Raw genomic sequence first — 18,714 nt, 5'->3', positions numbered from 1 at the left:
TTTTTTGGAGGAGGAAACCATGACCAAAAGAATGAAAAAGCTGGCGCTGGGCACCGCGACCGCCGTTTTGATGACGATGGGCGCTGTCGCGCCTGCGATGGCCGATACCGTGCTGAAATTCATTTCTTGGCAGACCGACGATGCCGGAACGGGGGAATGGTGGCGCTCCGCCATCGTCGCCTTCGAGAAACAGCATCCGGGTGTGAAAATCGAGTTCACCAAGGCGGAGCGCAGTTCCTGCGCCGATACGATGACCACGCTTTTTGCCGCCAACCAGCCGCCGCAGATCGTGCATCTGGCGTCGTTCGAGTTCCAGATGTTTGCCGATAGTGGCTGGCTGGAACCGCTCGATCCGTGGCTGAAGAAGGACGGCATCGACATGACGGGCTGGGCCGGCCAGCAAAAATGCGAATGGAACGGCGAAACCGTCTGCATCATGACCAACTATTTCGGTTTCGTCATGGCCTACAACAAGAAGCTTCTGGAAGATGCGGGCGTTGCGGTTCCGAAGACCTATGACGAGTTTCTGGCCGCGGCAAAAGCGACGACCAAGGATCTGAACGGCGACGGCATCATCGACCAGTTCGGAACCGGCCACGAAACCAAGGGCGGTCCGGGGCAATATCTGACGGAAATGCTGAACTATATCCTCGATGCCGGCGCCTACTGGACCGACAAGGACGGTAATATCACCATCGATACGCCGCAGATGGTCGAAGGCCTTTCACGCTGGAAAACCGTGATGAAGAGCGGCATCAGCCCGGTCGACATGAGCGCCAGTGACGTGCGCAAGCTGTTTGCCGATGGCAAGATGGCCATGCGGCTCGATGGGCCCTGGCTTTACGGCACCACCGAGAAGGGTTCGGCCAAAAGCGACATCGTTTATGTCGCGCCGCCGCTTCATCCGCCGCTTGGCGGATCGTCCAACGTGCTGGCCATGCCGGCCGATATTCCCGATGACCAGAAGGCACTGGTCTGGGATTTTATCAAGCTGACGATGACGCCGGAATTCCAGCGCAGTTACGCAACCCTTGGCGGCAACACCCCGCCAAGTCCGAAGGCCGACGTCTCGGGCGTCGAAAAGACCATCCCGCATTTTCCGGTGCTGATCGAGACGATGAAGGCCGCGTCCGAGGCGGGTATCGACCGCATTCCGACCGGGCTTGAACTTTTCTACAACGAGTTCAGCAAGATGGTGATGGAAGAAAGCCAGCGGATGATCATTCAGGATCTTGATCCCGCAGAGGTGGCGAAAACCATGCAGGCAAAGGCCGAAGCCATCAAGGGTTGATCCCCCATTGTCCTGATCTTGTTGTCCTGCCATGGCCCGCAAAGGGCCATGGCCATCATCCGCATCTGGCAGGAGGACCATCCATGACCGAACCCGTTCGGGCTGGGCGTCGCAAGTTCTTCGATCTTGCGCGTCCCAGCCGACAACATCTCCTCGGCTATATTCTGATCGCGCCCGCGGTCCTGATGGTTGCCGCCATCATCGTCTGGCCGCTCGTTCTGGCCATCGACCTGTCGTTCCAGCAGGTGAAGATACCAAGGCTCGGCGGCGCCAGTCGGCCGTTTTCGCTGAGCAACTATACATGGCTGTTCTCGTCGCCGGAATTCTGGCTCTCCTGCTGGGTAACGCTGAAGCTGGTCGTGGTCGTTACCGCCGGCAGCGTCGCCGTTGGGCTCAGCACGGCGCTTCTCGCCAACAACCGGTTCAAAGGCCGGTCCGTCGCGCGCCTGGGAATGGCGCTGCCCTGGGCAGTGCCGGAAATCATCGCGGTCGTCATCTTTGCGTGGATGTTCGACACGTCCTTCGGTCTGTTCGGTTGGCTGGCGATCAAACTTGGTTTTACCGACCAGATGATCCCGTGGGTCAGTAGTTCCACGGCCGCTTTCTGGGCGGTGGCAATCACAATGGTTTGGAAGGGTTTTCCTTTCGTCTCGATCATGTGTCTCGCTGGCCTGCAGTCCATCCCGGCCGATTATTATGCGGCGGCGAAGGTCGATGGCGCGAGTGTGTGGCAGCGTTTCCGCTGGATCACCATGCCGCTTTTGATGCCGGTGCTGGGCGTGACGCTGGTGCTGACGCTGCTGTGGGTATTCCGCGACTTCTCCATCATCAAGGTTCTGACCGGTGGCGGGCCGCTGCGTTCGACCCAGACGCTGTCGATCATGACCTATGACCAGGCTTTCCAATATCACAATTTCGGCCGCGCCGCCGCCGTCGGCGTGCTGACGCTGGTGATCTGCATCGTCGCGAGCCTTTTGATGCTCGGCCGGCGTTCGAAATCCATCTATTGAGGAGGCTTTGATGAAACGGACATTTTTACAGAGCCTTGCCCTTTACGCGACTGTGATCTTCACGCTGGTGATGGTCCTGTTCCCGGTCTACTGGCTGTTGGTTACCGCACTTTCCACCACCGATGAGCTCTATCGCCTGCCGCCGACCTTCTGGCCGGACGATCCGCAATGGGACATTTTCGCCCGGGTCTGGGCGGCAAAACCGATCCTGCTATGGCTGTGGAATTCGATGCTGGCGGCCATCGGCTCGGTGGCGCTGTCGATGCTGGTCTCGGTCAGCGCCGGTTATGCGCTGTCGCGATATTCCATGAGGGGTGGTGCGACCATGGGTCTCTTCGTGCTGACGGCGAAGATGCTGCCCGCGACGCTTTTGGTCATTCCGCTGTTTTCGATCTTTTCGAGCTTCGGCCTGATCGGCAGCCTGTGGACACTGGTTCTGGCGCATTCGACGATGATCATTCCTTTCGCCACATGGATGCTGAAAGGCTATTTCGACACCATTCCGAAGGAGCTGGAGCAGGCCGCCATGGTGGACGGGTGCTCGCCGATCGGCGCAATGGTGCGCGTCGTGCTTCCCATCGCCACGCCGGGGCTTGCCGCCACCGCACTTTATGCCTTCGTGCTCAGCTGGGCAGACTATGCCTATGCGCGCACCTTCCTCGTCAACTCGCCGGACAACTGGACGGCCAATCTCGGCATCACCACGATGCAGGGCGAATATGTCACCTACTGGAACGACATTTCCGCCGCATCCGTGTTCATCGCGCTGCCGATCATCGCAATCTACCTGTTCCTGGAACGTTATTTGGTCGGCGGTCTCACCGCTGGCGCGGAGAAATAAGCATGGCCAATATTTCCATTCGCAACGTCAGCAAGTCCTATGGCGCGCTGAACGTGCTCAGGCCCTTTTCGCTTGAGATCGAGAACGGCGAGTTCGTTGTGCTGGTCGGGCCGTCCGGCTGCGGCAAGTCGACGATGTTGAAAATCCTTGCCGGTCTCGAACCGGCAAGCGAAGGGCAGATTTTCATCGGCGACAACGAGGTGACGGATCTGGCGCCGGGTGACCGCGACATCGCCATGGTGTTTCAGAATTATGCGCTTTATCCGCACCTCACCGTTCGCCAGAATATCGGCTTCGGCCTGAAGATGCGCGGCACGGACAAGGCCGAGATCGACCGGCGGGTCGATGATGCGGCGCGCATTCTGGAAGTCACACCCTATCTCGATCGCAAGCCCAAGGATCTGTCGGGCGGTCAGCGCCAGCGCGTCGCGCTCGGCCGTGCGATCGTGCGCCAGCCGCAGGCCTTCCTGATGGATGAGCCGCTGTCCAACCTCGATGCCAAGCTGCGCGTTCACATGCGTGCGGAAATCGGCGCATTGCACAAGCGCATCGGTGTCACAACCGTTTATGTGACGCATGATCAGGTTGAGGCGATGACGATGGCGGACCGTGTCGTCATCATGCAGGGCGGCATCATCCAGCAGATCGCCGCACCGGACGAGCTTTTCAACAATCCGGCCAATCTTTTCGTTGCCGGTTTCATCGGCTCGCCCGGCATGAATTTCCTCAACGCGGAACTGCGCGGCGGCGCGGTGACCCTGTTTGGGCAACCGGTTTCCCTGCCGGGCGCTGTCGGCCGGGAGGGCAGCGTGATCGTCGGCCTGCGGCCGGAACATCTCGTTCTGGGCGACGCGCCGGTCACCTTCGATGTTCGGCCGACGCTGGTAGAAAGCCTGGGATCTGAAAAATACGTCTATTTCGATGCGGAAGGTGCAAGGGTCGCTGACGGTGAGGAGGGCAAGTCCAAGGGGCTGATCGCACGCGTCTCGCACACCGGTAACCTTCCCGGCAATGAGGCGCTCCGGCTCGGTTTCGATCCGGCCCAGCTTTATCTCTTCGATGCAAAGACCGGAGCACGGCTATGATCCTCGTCACCGGATCGGCAGGCCGTGTCGGCCGTGCCGTTGTTGCCGCCTTGCGCACACAGGGCCGCACCGTTCGCGGTTTTGATCTCAGGCCATCGGGAACCGGCGGCGAGGAGGTCGTCGGGTCGCTGGAGGATGGGCAGGCACTGTCCGATGCCATCATGGGCGTCAGCGCCGTCCTGCATCTTGGCGCCTTTATGTCCTGGGCTCCGGCGGATCGCGACCGCATGTTTGCCGTCAATGTCGAGGGCACGCGCCGGCTTCTGGATGCGGCTTCGGCGGCTGGTGTGCGGCGGTTCGTTTTCGCCTCCTCGGGTGAGGTCTATCCGGAAAACCGGCCGGAGTTCCTGCCGGTCACCGAGGACCATCCGCTTTGCCCCAATTCGCCCTATGGTCTGACCAAGCTTCTGGGCGAAGAGCTGGTGCGATTTCATCAGCGAAGCGGCGCCATGGAAACGGTGATCCTGCGTTTTTCGCATACGCAGGATGCGACAGAGCTGCTGGATGAGGACAGTTTCTTTTCCGGTCCCCGGTTTTTCCTGCGGCCGCGCATTCACCAGCAGCAGAATTTCGGAAACGCTGCCATCGCCGAATTGCTCCAATCCCGCGATATCGGTGAGCCGTCGCACATTCTGGCGCGTAATGAAAACGGCCGACCGTTCCGTATGCATATAACCGATACGCGTGACATGGTGGCGGGGATTCTGCTCGCTCTCGATCACCCCGAAGCGGCGGGCGGCACCTTCAATCTCGGTGCCGATGAACCGGCCGATTTCGCCGCGCTTCTGCCGAAAATTGCGGCGCTGACCGGCCTTCCCATCGTGACAGTCGATTTTCCCGGCGACGGCGTTTATTACCATACGTCCAATGAGCGGATCAGAAACACTTTGGGGTTTGAAGCAGAATGGACGATGGACAGGATGCTGGAAGAAGCGGCCACCGCAAGGCGGCAACGGCTCGCGAAGGAGCAGAGGCGATGAAACCCGAGACGCCGGGCGGCACGGCGGCGCTGGCCAAGGGTCTGACCCTGCTCGACATGGTTGCCGATGCGCCTGAACCGCCGCGTTTTGCCGAGTTGTTGCGCGCCTCCGGCCTGCCGAAGCCGACCTTTGCGCGCATCCTGCGGACCCTCATCGCCTATGGCCTCGTGCGTCAGGATGAGGCCCGTGGCACCTATGTTCTCGGCCAGCGTTTTCTGGAAATGTCCCATAAGGTCTGGGAGAGCTTCGATCTCGTCTCGGCAGCGACGCCGGAACTCGAGCGGCTGGCCGCCGAACTGGGGGAGACGGTTGCGCTGTGCCGGCTTGACGGCACGATGACGCAATATCTCGCCGAGCGCTCGCCGAACGGTCTTTCCGTGCGCGTCGAGGTAGGACGCCGCGTTCCCCTGCATTGCACGGCGCCGGGAAAGGCGCTGCTCGCGTTTCAGGATCCCGCTGTCGGCCGCGCCCTGCTGGATCGCCTGACACTCGATCTGCAGACAGCCAAGACCATCACCACCCTCGATGCGCTGCAGGCCGATCTGACGCTGACGCGGGCGAGGGGTTATTCGATTTCTTATGAAGAACATCTGCCGGGCGTGAATTCGGTTGCTGCGCCTGTCATGGGCCGGGACAATACGCCGATGGGTGTGCTTGTTGCGCTTGGGCCGTCATCGCGGCTCGATTCCTCCAATATTCATCCCGCCGGTCGGGAATTGATTGCCGCCGCCCGCCGGATTACCGGCGCCGCCGGGGCCGTGGCGATCAGCTCGCGACCACGCCCGCGTTCCGCAACGGGCCGCCCCAGCGCCGAACTCAGTTGCATTCTGCCATGGGGTGCGCAGCTGGGGGAAAGTCCGGTCTGGCACGAGGGCGAAGATGCGCTCTATTGGGTGGATATTCTCCATCCTGCCGTACACCGTTTCGATCCCGCCACTGGCCGCAACGAAACCTGCGAGACCGGCAAGCTGGTCAGCGCCGTCATACCGGTCACCGGCGGACGGTTGCTGGTCGCGTCGCAGGATGGCGTTGAATGGCTGGATTTCGCGTCCGGCCGGCTGACCCCGTTCGTCAGCCCGGAGGCCGGCATCGCCGACAACCGCCTGAACGATGCCAAATGCGGGCCGGATGGCGCGATCTGGGTCGGCTCGATGCGCATCGATGCCTCCAAGCCCACGGGTGCGCTTTATCGTATCAACGCCAACGGCGCATCCGAGCGCAAGGAAGGCGGCATCATCGTCTCCAACGGTCTCGGCTGGAGCCCAGATGGCAGGACCTTCTATTTCGTCGATACCGTGCCCGGCCTCATCCATGCCTATGATTGCGATCCGGCGACGGGTGCGCTGTCGCAGCGCCGTGAATTCGCCCGCATTCCGGTGGCCGATGGCCGGCCGGATGGTCTCGCCGTGGATGCGGAAGGCGGTGTCTGGTGCGCGATCTGGGATGGCTGGTGCGTGCGTCGCTATCTTCCTAACGGCAAGCTGGACCAGGTGATCGACATGCCGGTGCCGCGCCCTTCCAGCATTGCCTTTGGCGGGCCGGACCTGTCGACGCTATTCATCACCAGCGCCCGCACACGACTGCCTGCATCCACACTTGCCGACGCGCCGCTGTCTGGCGGCCTGTTTTCATGCCGCCCGGGAATTTCCGGCGCGCGCATTGCCATGTTTGAAGGATAAAGCATGCGTCTCGAAACGATCTTTGGATTGAGAGGCCGTACGGCACTCGTCACCGGTTCAAGCCGCGGGATAGGAGCGGCAATCGCCGAGGGTCTCGCCGGCGCTGGTGCGCATGTCATTCTGCATGGCGTAAAGCCGGGCTCCACGGCGGCCGTACAACAACGGATTATCGCGAGCGGCGGTACAGCGCAGGAACTGGCGGGCGATCTCTCCGAAGCCGGCGCTGGCACCGATCTGATAGAGCGCGCCGAGGCGATTGCACCCGTCGATATTCTCGTCATCAACGCGAGTGCACAGATCAATGCGACGCTTTCTGCGTTGACGCCGAATGATCTGGCGTTTCAGCTGGCTGTCAATCTGGGTTCGACCGTCGATATGCTGCAATCTGCGCTGCCGAAAATGGTGGCGCGCAAGTGGGGCAGGGTAGTTTCTATAGGCTCAATCAATCAGCTGAGGCCCAAAAGCGTTGTCACCGCCTACGCTGCAACAAAGGCTGCGCAGCACAATTTGATCCAAAGCCAGGCGCGAGACTTCGCTGGCGATAACGTGTTGCTCAACACTCTTGCTCCCGGCCTTGTCGATACGGACCGCAACGCCGACCGACGCGCTCAAGATCCGGAGGGCTGGGATGAATATGTGAGGACATTGAACTGGATGGGGCGTGCTGGACGACCAGAGGAGATGGTCGGGGCGGCTCTGTTCCTGGCGTCTGAGGCTTGCAGCTTCATGACGGGAGAGACAATCTTTCTGACGGGTGGCTATTGACCGGGGCACAGACGGACGACATGCGGGTTGGCTCCCACCCTGAAAAGATTTTTTGTTAGATCGCGACCTGCTCACCGATCTCGATCACCCGATTGGGCGGGAGCTTGAAGTACGCTGACGGATCAACCCCAAAATCCGCCAGTGCGATGTACAAATCTTCCTGCCAGCGAGGCAGGCCGGTATTCGGCGTGGCGATAAGGTTGCGGCGGCCAAGATAGAACGAGGTCTGCATGATCTCGAACTTGAAACCTTTCTTTTTGCAGAGAGGCAGCGCCTTTACGACATTCGGATCATCCATAAAACCGAAATTGATATCTAGTCGCATGAAATGCTTGGATATCCGCGTTATCTCCACACGGTCGGTGTCAGCGACATAGGGTTTGTCATGGGTCCAGATCGTCAGGATGACATTTTGCTCATGAAGCACGTGATTGTGCTTGAGATTGTGAAGCAGAACGCTTGGAGCCTTGTCAGGCACACTTGTGAGAAAGACCGCGGTTCCCGACACCAAAACGGGAGCACTGCGGGATTCGCGAGAGATCGATCGTTCCAGTGAGGTTATAAAAGTATCGAGGGAGACATCATTCTTGGATATCTTCTCTCTCAGATAGCGCGATCCCTTTGTCCACGTCCACATCACGAGGATGATTACTCCTGCCAGGGCAAGCGGTACCCAACCGCCGTCATGGACCTTCAGCAAATTGGCGGCCAGAAAAACGGCTTCAATCGAAAACAGCGGTGCCAATAAGATCGCGGCAGTGAATGCTGACTTACCTCTGATCGACCGAAGAAATTGGAAGGCCATCAGTGTCGTGACGACCATCGCACCGGTAACAGAAATGCCATATGCGGTCGCAAGCGATTCCGAATCCCCGAATGAGAAGATCAGCACGAGGACACCAATGAACAGTACCATGTTGACGGCCGGCACGTAAATCTGCCCGGTGTTGGTCTCTGACGTGAAACGGATCATTAGTTTCGGCAGAAATCCGAGGTGCACCGCTTGGCGTGCCAGTGAAAATGCTCCGGTGATGACAGCCTGGCTCGCAATGACAGTCGCCATTGTCGCCAGGATAATCATCGGAAACAGCGCCCATTCCGGGTAGAGCAGATAGAACGGGTTTTCGATCGCTGCGGGATTGCTCAATACGAGAGCCCCCTGGCCGAGATAATTAAGGGCAAGTGCCGGGAAGACGAGAATGAACCAGGCCACGCTGATGGGCTTGCGTCCGAAGTGTCCAAGATCAGCGTAAAGCGCTTCCGCTCCTGTCACGGTAAGGAAGACAGCACCGAGCACGATCAGTCCGGCCCATCCCGCATGGGTTATGAACCACAGAGCATTGATAGGATTGACCGCTTCCAGAATGGTCCAGTCGTCGCCGATGTGGATGAGACCGCCCCAGGCCATTGCGAGGAACCAAACGACCGTAATCGGACCGAAAAAGACGGCGACGGCGCCGGTACCCTTGGACTGGACGGCGAATAATCCTACCATGATTAGCGCGGAGAGCGGCAGGACGTAATCGGAGAAGGCAGGCGTGACAAGTTTCATGCCCTCCAGTGCCGACATGACTGAAAGAGCAGGGGTAATCATCGCATCGCCGATGAAAAGTGCCGAGCCTATCAGGCCTCCAAAAAACAGAACCGGCATATAGCTGCCCGTCTTTTTCATCAAAAGTGCGAGCAGGGAGAGAGTACCACCTTCACCGTCATTGTCGGCGCGAAGGAGAAAAAGCACATATTTGAAAGTCACGATGATGGTCAATGTCCAGATCATCAAAGAGATCAGGCCGACGACGTGCTCGTGCTGCACACCGTTTGCCGTAAACGGGCGCAACGATTCCCTGAACGCGTATAATGGGCTTGTACCGATATCTCCGTAGACAACACCAATCGAACCAAGAAGGAGAACGAGGAACTTCTTCGTCTCAGACCGGCTGTCGGGAACAGTGGAATTCGAGGATGTCATCATGTCTCCGGCCGATTACCCGATGCCATATGTTTATGGTGCGTTGCGGTACGTCAAGAGCATAACTTTGAGATCATCGACACATGCGCGTGGAAATTTCATTTGTCTCATCTGACCTCGTCAGACTTGAACGCGTACCGATCATTTCCCACATGACTAACTACCCGCTGGTCCGGGCCCCTCTGGTGAAAGTTACGGCGCTTTTGCGATGTCGGACCTCTAAAACGACATTTACGCCGCGCCATGAGGAGCATCATGATTGCAGACGTCGCTGCATGGATTTTCACCCTGTTTGTTGTAGATCCCTTTCAGGCCGAGATGAAGAGTGCTCTCGAACGTGCAAATCTCCCTGTCGAAGTTGTGCAACAATCGAGAGAGTGCCTGGCCACACAGGTGCCGCGCCTTGTGGAACGGGCGGACAATGAGCCGGGCTGGGCCGTCGCCACGGCCGTCGGCATATCAATCGGATGGACGCCTCCGGAACGTTTGCTTGATGCAACCGACCCGACATGTGGCACATTACGTGGATTGATGGTGTTCGAAAACTCACCCGAAGCGGAAGGGTGAATTCCGAACTATACCCAGGCCGCATGCGTCAACTACAGATATCAGAAAACAAAGATCGAGGGCGGTCGGCATCATGGTCGTGCTGTCATCAGCATATTCTGCTGTCCTCCCGCTTTGATCGACCCATGTCGCTGTCGTGACTCGATTTCGAGCAAATGCCAAACTGTCTGGAAACACCTTGGATTCGTTTCCACCAGATGATATGTTCTCTCTTTGTTTCCGTCCGCAATTGAACGAAATCCATGACAGGCTCAGCCACAATACCGATGCGCAAAATCATTCATGTCGATATGGATGCCTTTTACGCGTCGGTGGAACAGCGGGACAATCCCGAACTGCGCGGCAGACCGGTTGCGGTTGGCAGTGCGGCTGCACGAGGTGTGGTCGCAGCCGCAAGCTATGAAGCACGCGAATTTGGCGTGCGCTCGGCCATGCCGTCCGTCACCGCTGCCCGAAGGTGTCCCGACCTGATTTTCGTACCGCCGCGATTCGACGTCTACAAGGCTGTATCCCAGCAAATTCGGGCAATATTCGCTGAATACACGCGGCTGATCGAACCGCTTTCGCTCGATGAGGCCTATCTCGACGTCACAGAAAACCTGAAGGGAATGGAGATCGCTACGGAAATTGCGTCGGAAATTCGGGAGAGGATCAAGCAGATTACCGGTCTCAATGCTTCCGCCGGTATCTCATATAACAAATTCTTGGCCAAGATGGCGTCAGACCTCAACAAGCCGAATGGGCAGGCCGTCATAACGCCGAAGAACGGCCCGGCATTTGTGGAACAGCTGGCGGTCAAGAAATTCCATGGTGTCGGTCCAGCCACCGCCGAGAAAATGCATCGGTTTGGTATCGAAACGGGTGCCGACCTGAAGTCCAAATCGCTGCAGTTCCTTGCCGAGCATTTCGGCAAGTCCGGGGCATATTTCTACGGCATTGCTCGCGGCATCGATGAACGGCAGGTCCGGCCTGATCGCATTCGCAAATCGGTGGGCGCCGAGGACACGTTCAGCGTCGATATCAACGACCTCGATCTCGCCACTGCCGAGTTGAGGCCGCTTGCCGAAAAAGTCTGGCACCATTGCGAGGCGCAGCGCGTCAGCGGTAAGACAGTTACAGTGAAGGTCAAATATTCCGACTTCACCCAGGCGACACGCAGTCGGACAAGCGCGTTGCCGGTTAACGGAATTCAAGAGATCCTTGAGGCAGCGTCGGCTCTGCTGGCGACAGTCTACCCCTTCCGTCGATCGGTCAGGCTGCTCGGTGTGACGCTCTCCTCTCTCACCAATGATCAGGAGGCGGAGGATGAGGAACAACCGCAGCTCGATCTCGCTTTATAAGGGGCGACGGACGGAAAATGAGGATCGATACGATCGAGCGGAACGGAAGACATGAGCGTCATATTAAATTCGATTGGAAAGATATTCGAACGGCTCCCTTATGGCGCATCAACGGAACAGGAAGAGGGGATGCGCAGAGCGCTTGGGCGGGAGAAACCTTTTCAATCAGGGTTCCATATCCGGACGATGTTCGCGTGCCGATGCCGGATAGAACAGAGATTTGAGCAGCACTGCCGTTAATTGAACTATTACCGGTAGTGTGGGCACGGTGGCGGGAAACTGCGAGCCCGCCGGCGCATCCCAGATGGGTCTTAACCGCTTGCCAGTCACAAACAGTGAAGGAATCGCAGGCGCAAAAGCCTGACCAGCAAGCCCTTGGGCGCAGATGCGAGAAGCCGACTTGGGGATCGGGCTACGTTACAAGATTGGGAACCTGAAACCGCAAATTTCGTTAGCGACTAAGGTTCCCACCTAATCATATCGGGATTTTGCAATGCCAAGGTACTTTTTCCACGTGCGCGATGCGCAGGGACTCTCTGTAGACATGGAAGGAGCAATTCTTTCTACGGATGAGCAAGCAAAGCGTGAGGCAGTTCAGGCTGCAAAGGAAATGCTGGCCGAGAAAATTCTCAGAGACGAGATTCTGGATGGCGCCGCGTTTGAAGTAGTGCGCAGTGACGGAATTCTGATCGCAAAAATTCCACTAAAGTCTGTAATCCGGCTCAAATAGTCCGGACGTGACCGATACTTTCTCATTCATAGCGCGCCCAAAGACGGTCTCCAGCGGTGGTAAGTCGCATGACCAGGCCGCCAGCTCTCCAGTCACGATGAACTTTTCCACAAAACTGGCGGCCAACCATGCTTGATCCGGTCAGTCATGGAGTGGCGGACACACGAGCGGACGGTCTCGCGGAACACACGCTGTTCATCGCGCTCGCTTATCGTAATCAGTCCCATCTGCTCTCTCCCAGAGGCCAATCAGATCCGGGGAGTGTGACATTCCAACTTTGTAGAAACAGGACATTCTAACTTTGCAGTGGAGAAGCTAACCCAAGTGCACCATGCCTGCGCTTTAGGGTAGGGGATCACCCTCCTTCTTGCAAATGAGCTATGAACACCTCGGCCGGCGTCCTGTATCCAAGGCATTTGCGCGGTTGATCGTTGATATGACGCGTGAGGCGGAGAAGGTCGCGCTGTGACACGACTGCCAGGTCTGTGCTGCCTGGCAGGAAGCGTCGAATTCGCTTGTTGGTATTCTCGACGGTCCCTTTTTGCCAAGGCGCGCTTGGGTCGCAAAACCAGCTGCACGCACCGATCCCTTCCTCCAAAGCCCTGAACCCGGCAAACTCGGTGCCCCGATCAAATGTGAAGCTCTGACGCGCGAATGCCGGCAACAGCGAAAACGCTCTGACGATCTTATCCATGATTGGCCCCGAGTGCCGGCTCGGGTTCTTGATAAGAACGGTGTAGCGGCTCTTGCGCTCCACGAGCGTGGTGACATTGGCATGGCCGAGTGGGCGTTCAAAGATGAGGAGGTCTCCCTCCCAATGTCCAAACTTCGATCTATTTCCAATGAATCAGGCCTTTCGGATATTCGGTGGGTAGAGGGAAACGCACCGTCGCGCGGCTTCCTCGAACGCATTGGGCGACGTTTGCGGCGAGCCTCAGGCAGATACTGATAGAGACCAAGCGCGTAATCTTCCTTGCTGTAGATGAAGCGGTAGATTGTCTCCTTGCATACGCGAATACGACCGAAGCCGTCCGACTGCAGACGTCCGGCAATCTGTTCCGGAGACCAGCGGGCCTCCAACTGGTTGATGATCTCGGCGCGCAAAGCCGGATGGCGCCGCAGCTTTATCAATCGGCGTCGACGGTCTCTGGAGATGTCGTGAGCAACCGTGCTGTAGTAGCCGTCATAATCTGGCAGTTCACGGTCATGAAACGTGTTGCGCTTGATCTCACGGTAAATGGTCGAGCGATGACGGCCAAGCTGACGCGCCATCTCGTTAACGGGAACCTTTGCCGCCACCAGATGATGAAGACGGCGGCGATCGGCAAGGGTGATCTGCGTATAGCATCGGGACATGCCAAAATCTCCAAAGTGAAGCCATTGAAATCATTGGCATGTCGCACTTGAAAATAGAATGTACCCAATTCCCTATTTTGTCAAAGCTGGTTAGAGATGCGGTGTCGCCAGCCAGTTAGAAACGCGACACCGGCTCTGATGATCAGCCCCCGATCCGGCCGGCTGGGCCGGGTTGAAAGGGCGGAGCGGGGGCGGGTGAGGGACCACCCCTTCGGCTTTAGCTTTCTCAGTAGCAATTCTTCCATCGCCGGCTGATACTCCTTTACGCCGCATGGGGCGGGTAGGGATCAAAGCGGAACGATGCTTCCGGAAATCAAGCTGCAGGGTGACGTCGATGGCGCCGCGCTGTCACCTCTTCTTCGCGGCATGCTTCTTGCGGTTGCCTATGCTGACGCTGAGGGTGGCATAGGATTGACCGCGACCGGCGCCATGAACCGCAAGTTCGTGCACTGGGCCGCTGTGAATTTCCTTTGGCCCGACTTCACAGCCGAAGACCTCCACAGCATGAGCAAAGTGCTGAACGAAAGTGACATGCCGCCGCTCTGGGTCGTGCGGGACATGACCCGCCATCTGAAGCTTCTTCGCCAGAAAAAGGATGTGCTGCTGCCAACCAAACGAGGTCACGAGTTTCTGGTGAACCCGCAAGCCTTCTTCGATCTCGTCGCCACGGATTATCTCTACTCCTATGTCCACGCTACCGAGCGCAAAGAAGAGGTCCAAGCTCGGTTACGTTGGTGGCGCATGTTCCTCAATCTTCTCAATATCAAGGCGAGAGAGGGCTGTACGCCATCGGAGGTCGTGAAGATCCTCTATCCAGACATGGCACCTCTGTCCGCCACCGAAATGACCTTGGAAGCCTGGGAGCTCAAATCCGATCTCCAATATGGCGTCCTGCGGCGCCTGTGCTGGCTGGGCCTGCTTTATGAGGCACGAGAAGGGCTCACGCTTCTTCAAGACGGAGCCTTCCACAAGACGCCGCTTTGGTCCGCCTGCCTGCAATTGGAGTCAGATACGCAAAGCGATATCGGCGTGCATTGACGCCCTTTATTCCGCAGTCGGCTGCCTCAATAACGCTTTCTCCCGCCGTGCGATCACCGCCGGATCGTTCATGTAATCCGTTCTCGGCTTGCGTCCACGCTTCTGGTAGCCGTTCCCCGTGCTGCCATCGCGAATGCCGAACATATGGTCCGTCTGCCCAGTTCGCCGTGGTCCGCCCTTGCTGCGCTGCTGCTCCCGCCCAGCCTGCAGCTCGGCGACAACAGACAGCATGTCGTCCAACCGCTTGTTATCGACGACCTCGGCGCGATGCACGGAGCGTAACGTGTCAAAGGTTCTGTAGGGCAGGGCAAAACTCTCGTGCATGATCTCGAGGCGCCCGTCCGGATAGTCGCAAACGACGACCTTCTTACCCGCCAGGGACCTGGAAAGATCTATCGGATCAAGGATGAACAGCACCTTGTCATAGCGCAGCGTCAAAGCCTGCGACAGCGTGCGAACTTCCTTGCGGCACATGGCGCCATCGAGGTTCTCGTGGTCGGCCAACGGCCGGTGCATGTCCTTCGGATTACGCGGCTGTTTGCCAAAACGCGCGTTGAAATCCGCAATGAACTCAGGCGCATAGGCGTTGGCTTCCTCGATCGTGTCGATGCCGCGCAGCCGCATTTCCTTGACCAGCCGATCCTGCAGTGTCTGGTTCGCACGTTCGACGCGGCCTTTGGCCTGCGGGGTATTGGCACAGATGATATCGATGTTCAGCTCATAAAGCGCGCGGCCGAATTGTGTCAGGCCGCTCGTCCGGTCCTTCTCCGACGCATGGGTCGAACGAAAGACACCGTGCTTGTCACTGTAGAAGGCCAGCGGTTTGCCCCATTGCTGCAGATAGGCCTTGGTCGCGTGCAGATAGTCGAAGGTGTTCTCCGAGCCGGCAAACCGTAGATGCAGCAGCTTGCCGGTGGCGTCGTCGATATAGACGAGCAGGGCGCATTTGGGCCCACGGTTCTCGAACCACCAGTGATGCGAGCCATCGATCTGCACCAGTTCGCCAAAGCAATCACGTCGGCCGCGTGGCTGGAAAACCCGCTTCTTGCTTTCCCGACGCGAGACCCAGATGCCGGCCTCGGTCATCCATTGCCGCAGGGTCTCCTTGGCGACCGAGATCCGGTGCAGCTCGATCAGCTTCTCACGCGCCAGCGTCGGACCGAAATCCAGATAGCGTTCGCGGATCAGGTCCAGCGCCGCATTGCGGAACTCCTCGCTATGGCGCCGGTTGCTCGGTCGCGATCGCTTCTTGGAAACAAGCCCGGCCGGACCATCCCGGTCATAAGCCTGCAGCAGCCGATGGACCTGACTTCGACTGAGGTCGAGCCGCTCGGCGGCCTGGACAACGCTCAGGCGTTCGTCACGGATCTTCTGGATGAGTTCGAGGCGATGCAATTCTTTCTGCGACATAGTGATCAAACAGGACATGACGACTCCGACCGCTCATGGTCTCGACCAGGCTGAAGATCGTCATCCTTGCTCCCGACATTGGCATTGACCAGTCGTCGAGAGGCGAGACTATCGCATCTCTAACTGGCCCAACTGTCGCATTACTAAATAGCCCTTACATATGTAAGATTGCATAAGTTCTATTATGGAACTTTATGATAGACTAGGCAGCGTCCGCTGCCTCAGAAGCGCGTTGATTTAACTGTGCGAGCGAGTTTCAATCTTTGTCTCGTCGTATGAATGAGCGGGCTGCGATCGCAATCGCAGATTCAGCGCATCATAGATGCGGTGCAGGTGTTTCGGCTTGAGCACATCATTGGCGATGAGAGCAATCTCACGTCGAGCATGCGCGCCTGGATCGTTCATGCGGTCCTCGCCGTTCCAGTATTCGGCGCGTCGAAATGTGAGATTGCAAAGCAGCAATGTGGCGAGATTGTCAATTATGCCCCCCGCCCCGTATAGAAGGCCGGACGATTCTCCCGATTCCATTCGCCTACCCGCAACGCCATTTCGAGCATACGATTTGCGAAGCCCCACTCATTGTCGTACCAACCGAAAATTCTCAGCAATCCGCCAGCGGAGGACATCGAAAGCTCTGGCCTGCTCACAATCAGCGACTCTGGACGTCCGCGCAAATCCACAGAAACCAGCGGTTTCTCGATCCAACCAAGGACAGACGATCTCTCGCAAAAGTCCTGAAGAGTATCTCTTACGTTCCCGATATCCGTTTGCGACCGTAAAGCAACAGTGAGGTCAATTGCCGAAACACTTGCCGTGGGCACGCGAATGGCGCGCGCTTCTATGAGCCCGGCAAACTGAGGAAGAATTTCACCTAACAGAAGATGAGCGCTGGTCGTTGTCGGCACCATGGACAAGGCAGCCGCTCTGCTACGCGCCGGATCGCCTCTTGGCTGATCGACGGTAGGTTGACTTCCGGTATAACAATGGACCGTCGTCAGGTGTCCACCAACCACACCAAACTGCTCATCAACGATCCGAAGCAGAGGAGCAATCGCGTTCGTCGTACACGAACCATTCGAGACAATGTGCTCGCCGCGATAGGTCTCGTCATTTGCGCCCATCACAAGGGTAACATCGGCCCCTTTCGCCGGCCCCGATATGACGACGCGGCGCGCGCCTGCTGCCAATGAAGAGCGCGAGAACGCCAACGCGTCGTGGTGTCCCGTACATTCGAGAACGACATCCACGCCTGATAAATCCACGGCGCCGAGGTCTTGGTGGTGATGAAATGGAATGGCGCGACCGTCGATTACGAGGCAATTTCCCTCTATTTCCACACGCCCCGCCCAAGGTCCGAAGACACTGTCAAACTCGAAAAGATACGCCAAGGTTTCGAGGGAGGCGACATCGTTGATCAATGCAATGTCGAAATCATCGCACCTTATAGCCAGACGCAATATTGAGCGTCCGATGCGGCCAAAACCGTTTATCGCGACTCTCATATGAACAGACCTTGCATCGTGGGTTTCAAGATCGAAATTGCACCAGTTTCCGAAGTTCTGTGGCCTCCGATCAACCTGAACAGACCTATGCACATCGCTATTCTTCCCGGCTGACAGTTACTCCGGCGACTAAAAATCCACGACAACGGCAACACCTTTTTGAACAGCCAGATCGACCGCTTTCGACGCCACGGCCAGATCCTGAAGCCCGACGCCGGTCCCGTCAAAGACTGTAATCTCATCGGCGTTTGTGCGACCCGGATGAGCGCCGTTGATAACCGCCCCGATCTCGGTGATCCTGTCGGGAGAGATCAATCCCCTGGCGACCGGATGCTGCGCTTCTCCGATCGTAACGGATTGCGCGATCTCATCGCTGAAGATGGTCGCCGCCGCCAGCAGTTCGGCCTCTACTTCCTGTTTCCCCTTGGTATCCGTACCCATGCAGGCAAGATGAGTTCCCCGGCGAATTTGCGCCGCCTTCAGGATCGGCGCGAAAGCCGAAGTGATCGTGATAATGACGTCGGCTTCCGCGCCCAGTCGATCAAGGTCGACTGCCTCGAATGGAACGTCATGTTCGGCAGCGATCTTGGCGAGACGGTCAAGCGCCTCGGGATAAATGTTCCATCCAACGACCTTCTCGAAAGCGCGCTGCTCGAGGGCCGCCCGAAGCTGGAAGGTAGACTGATGGCCCGCCCCGACCATGCCGAGTACTTTGGCATCAGGCCGCGCCAGATACTTGATCGACACTGCGGAGGCTGCTGCCGTGCGCAACGCTGTCAGCAGGTTGCCGCCGACAACGGCCCGACATTTGCCGGTATCCGCATCGAAAAGAAATATAGTCGACTGATGGTTCGTCAGCCCTTTTTCGATGTTGTTGGGCCAGAAGCCACCGGACTTCAGGCCAAGGGCTAGACTTTCCCGATCAAAACCCGATTTGAAGCCGTAAAGCGCGTCGGCATGCCCGATGGCTTCGCGGATCACCGGGAAGTTGTAGGCGGATTTCTGCGCCATCGATGCGAAGACCCGCTCCACTGCAGTAAAGCAATCTGACGCAGAAACGAGGCTTTCGATCTCGTGTTCGGGGACAATGATCATGAAATTACTCCCGCCTGGATAGCGCGCCGGGGACACCAGATGGCCCCGGCGGTGAA

Annotated in this window: 16 protein-coding genes and 1 pseudogene; 11 read left to right on the top strand and 6 right to left on the bottom strand. The window is 57.9% G+C overall.

Annotated features, from left to right (window positions below; all coding sequences use genetic code 11):
• Positions 1–19 precede the first annotated feature (19 nt).
• The 7 genes from GSF67_RS25520 (at position 20) to GSF67_RS25490 (ending at position 7,651) form a co-directional block, all read left to right on the top strand.
• Entirely contained in the window at positions 20–1,291 is a 1,272-nt protein-coding gene (locus tag GSF67_RS25520) for a sugar ABC transporter substrate-binding protein (RefSeq protein WP_006315800.1), read from the top strand.
• An 83-nt stretch (positions 1,292–1,374) separates the two neighbouring features.
• Positions 1,375–2,301, top strand: a complete 927-nt coding sequence (locus GSF67_RS25515) for a carbohydrate ABC transporter permease (protein WP_010974697.1) — start codon at positions 1,375–1,377, stop codon at positions 2,299–2,301.
• A 10-nt stretch (positions 2,302–2,311) separates the two neighbouring features.
• Complete coding sequence (locus GSF67_RS25510) at positions 2,312–3,142, top strand: carbohydrate ABC transporter permease (protein ID WP_006315797.1); 831 nt, start codon at positions 2,312–2,314, stop codon at positions 3,140–3,142.
• Positions 3,143–3,144: 2 nt separating this feature from the next.
• A complete protein-coding gene (locus GSF67_RS25505; RefSeq protein WP_006315796.1) occupies positions 3,145–4,227 on the top strand; it encodes an ABC transporter ATP-binding protein in 1,083 nt (360 codons plus the stop codon).
• Entirely contained in the window at positions 4,224–5,207 is a 984-nt protein-coding gene (locus GSF67_RS25500; RefSeq protein ID WP_006315795.1) for an NAD(P)-dependent oxidoreductase, read from the top strand. The genes GSF67_RS25505 and GSF67_RS25500 overlap by 4 nt, the downstream gene beginning before the upstream one ends.
• Positions 5,204–6,886, top strand: a complete 1,683-nt coding sequence (locus GSF67_RS25495; protein WP_006315794.1) for an SMP-30/gluconolactonase/LRE family protein — start codon at positions 5,204–5,206, stop codon at positions 6,884–6,886. The genes GSF67_RS25500 and GSF67_RS25495 overlap by 4 nt, the downstream gene beginning before the upstream one ends.
• Positions 6,887–6,889: 3 nt before the next feature.
• Positions 6,890–7,651, top strand: coding sequence for an SDR family NAD(P)-dependent oxidoreductase (locus GSF67_RS25490; RefSeq protein WP_006315793.1), 762 nt, complete (start codon positions 6,890–6,892; stop codon positions 7,649–7,651).
• 55 nt (positions 7,652–7,706) lie between these two features.
• Here the strand turns inward: GSF67_RS25490 and GSF67_RS25485 are convergent, their stop codons facing one another.
• Positions 7,707–9,620: a potassium transporter Kup gene (locus tag GSF67_RS25485; protein ID WP_035216520.1), complete on the bottom strand. Its 1,914-nt coding sequence runs from the start codon at positions 9,618–9,620 to the stop codon at positions 7,707–7,709.
• A 255-nt stretch (positions 9,621–9,875) separates the two neighbouring features.
• On the opposite strand from GSF67_RS25485, the gene GSF67_RS25480 reads away from it, so the two are divergent.
• The 3 genes from GSF67_RS25480 to GSF67_RS25470 all read left to right on the top strand — a co-directional run bounded on the left by GSF67_RS25480 (position 9,876) and on the right by GSF67_RS25470 (position 12,257).
• Positions 9,876–10,187, top strand: coding sequence for a hypothetical protein (locus GSF67_RS25480; RefSeq protein WP_006315786.1), 312 nt, complete (start codon positions 9,876–9,878; stop codon positions 10,185–10,187).
• Between the two features lie 266 nt (positions 10,188–10,453).
• Positions 10,454–11,527 (top strand): DNA polymerase IV, encoded by a 1,074-nt coding sequence (dinB, locus tag GSF67_RS25475; protein WP_010974700.1) that lies wholly within the window; start codon positions 10,454–10,456, stop codon positions 11,525–11,527.
• A gap of 493 nt (positions 11,528–12,020) precedes the next feature.
• Complete coding sequence (locus GSF67_RS25470; protein WP_006315784.1) at positions 12,021–12,257, top strand: hypothetical protein; 237 nt, start codon at positions 12,021–12,023, stop codon at positions 12,255–12,257.
• A 355-nt stretch (positions 12,258–12,612) separates the two neighbouring features.
• On the opposite strand, the pseudogene GSF67_RS25465 reads toward GSF67_RS25470, so the two are convergent.
• Positions 12,613–13,613 (bottom strand): annotated as a pseudogene (locus GSF67_RS25465) (IS30 family transposase).
• Positions 13,614–13,913: 300 nt separating this feature from the next.
• Here GSF67_RS25465 and GSF67_RS25460 point away from each other — a divergent pair.
• Positions 13,914–14,651, top strand: coding sequence for a hypothetical protein (locus GSF67_RS25460; RefSeq protein WP_006316654.1), 738 nt, complete (start codon positions 13,914–13,916; stop codon positions 14,649–14,651).
• 6 nt (positions 14,652–14,657) lie between these two features.
• Here the strand turns inward: GSF67_RS25460 and GSF67_RS25455 are convergent, their stop codons facing one another.
• The 4 genes from GSF67_RS25455 to bhcD form a co-directional block, all read right to left on the bottom strand.
• On the bottom strand, positions 14,658–16,079 hold the full coding sequence (locus tag GSF67_RS25455) for an ISNCY-like element ISRel10 family transposase (protein WP_035216922.1): 1,422 nt from the start codon (positions 16,077–16,079) through the stop codon (positions 14,658–14,660).
• Positions 16,080–16,298: 219 nt separating this feature from the next.
• Positions 16,299–16,466: a hypothetical protein gene (locus GSF67_RS25450; protein ID WP_157998607.1), complete on the bottom strand. Its 168-nt coding sequence runs from the start codon at positions 16,464–16,466 to the stop codon at positions 16,299–16,301.
• Between the two features lie 74 nt (positions 16,467–16,540).
• A complete protein-coding gene (locus GSF67_RS25445) occupies positions 16,541–17,563 on the bottom strand; it encodes a type I glyceraldehyde-3-phosphate dehydrogenase (protein WP_050813473.1) in 1,023 nt (340 codons plus the stop codon).
• Between the two features lie 129 nt (positions 17,564–17,692).
• A complete protein-coding gene (gene bhcD, locus GSF67_RS25440) occupies positions 17,693–18,658 on the bottom strand; it encodes an iminosuccinate reductase BhcD (RefSeq protein WP_006311597.1) in 966 nt (321 codons plus the stop codon).
• Positions 18,659–18,714: the final 56 nt, after the last annotated feature.

The sequence above is a fragment of the Agrobacterium sp. CGMCC 11546 genome (genome assembly GCF_013365515.1).
Lineage (GTDB): Bacteria > Pseudomonadota > Alphaproteobacteria > Rhizobiales > Rhizobiaceae > Agrobacterium > Agrobacterium fabrum.
The sequence above is the reverse complement of the archived record's forward strand: the minus strand, read 5'-3'. Positions and strand labels throughout refer to the sequence as shown.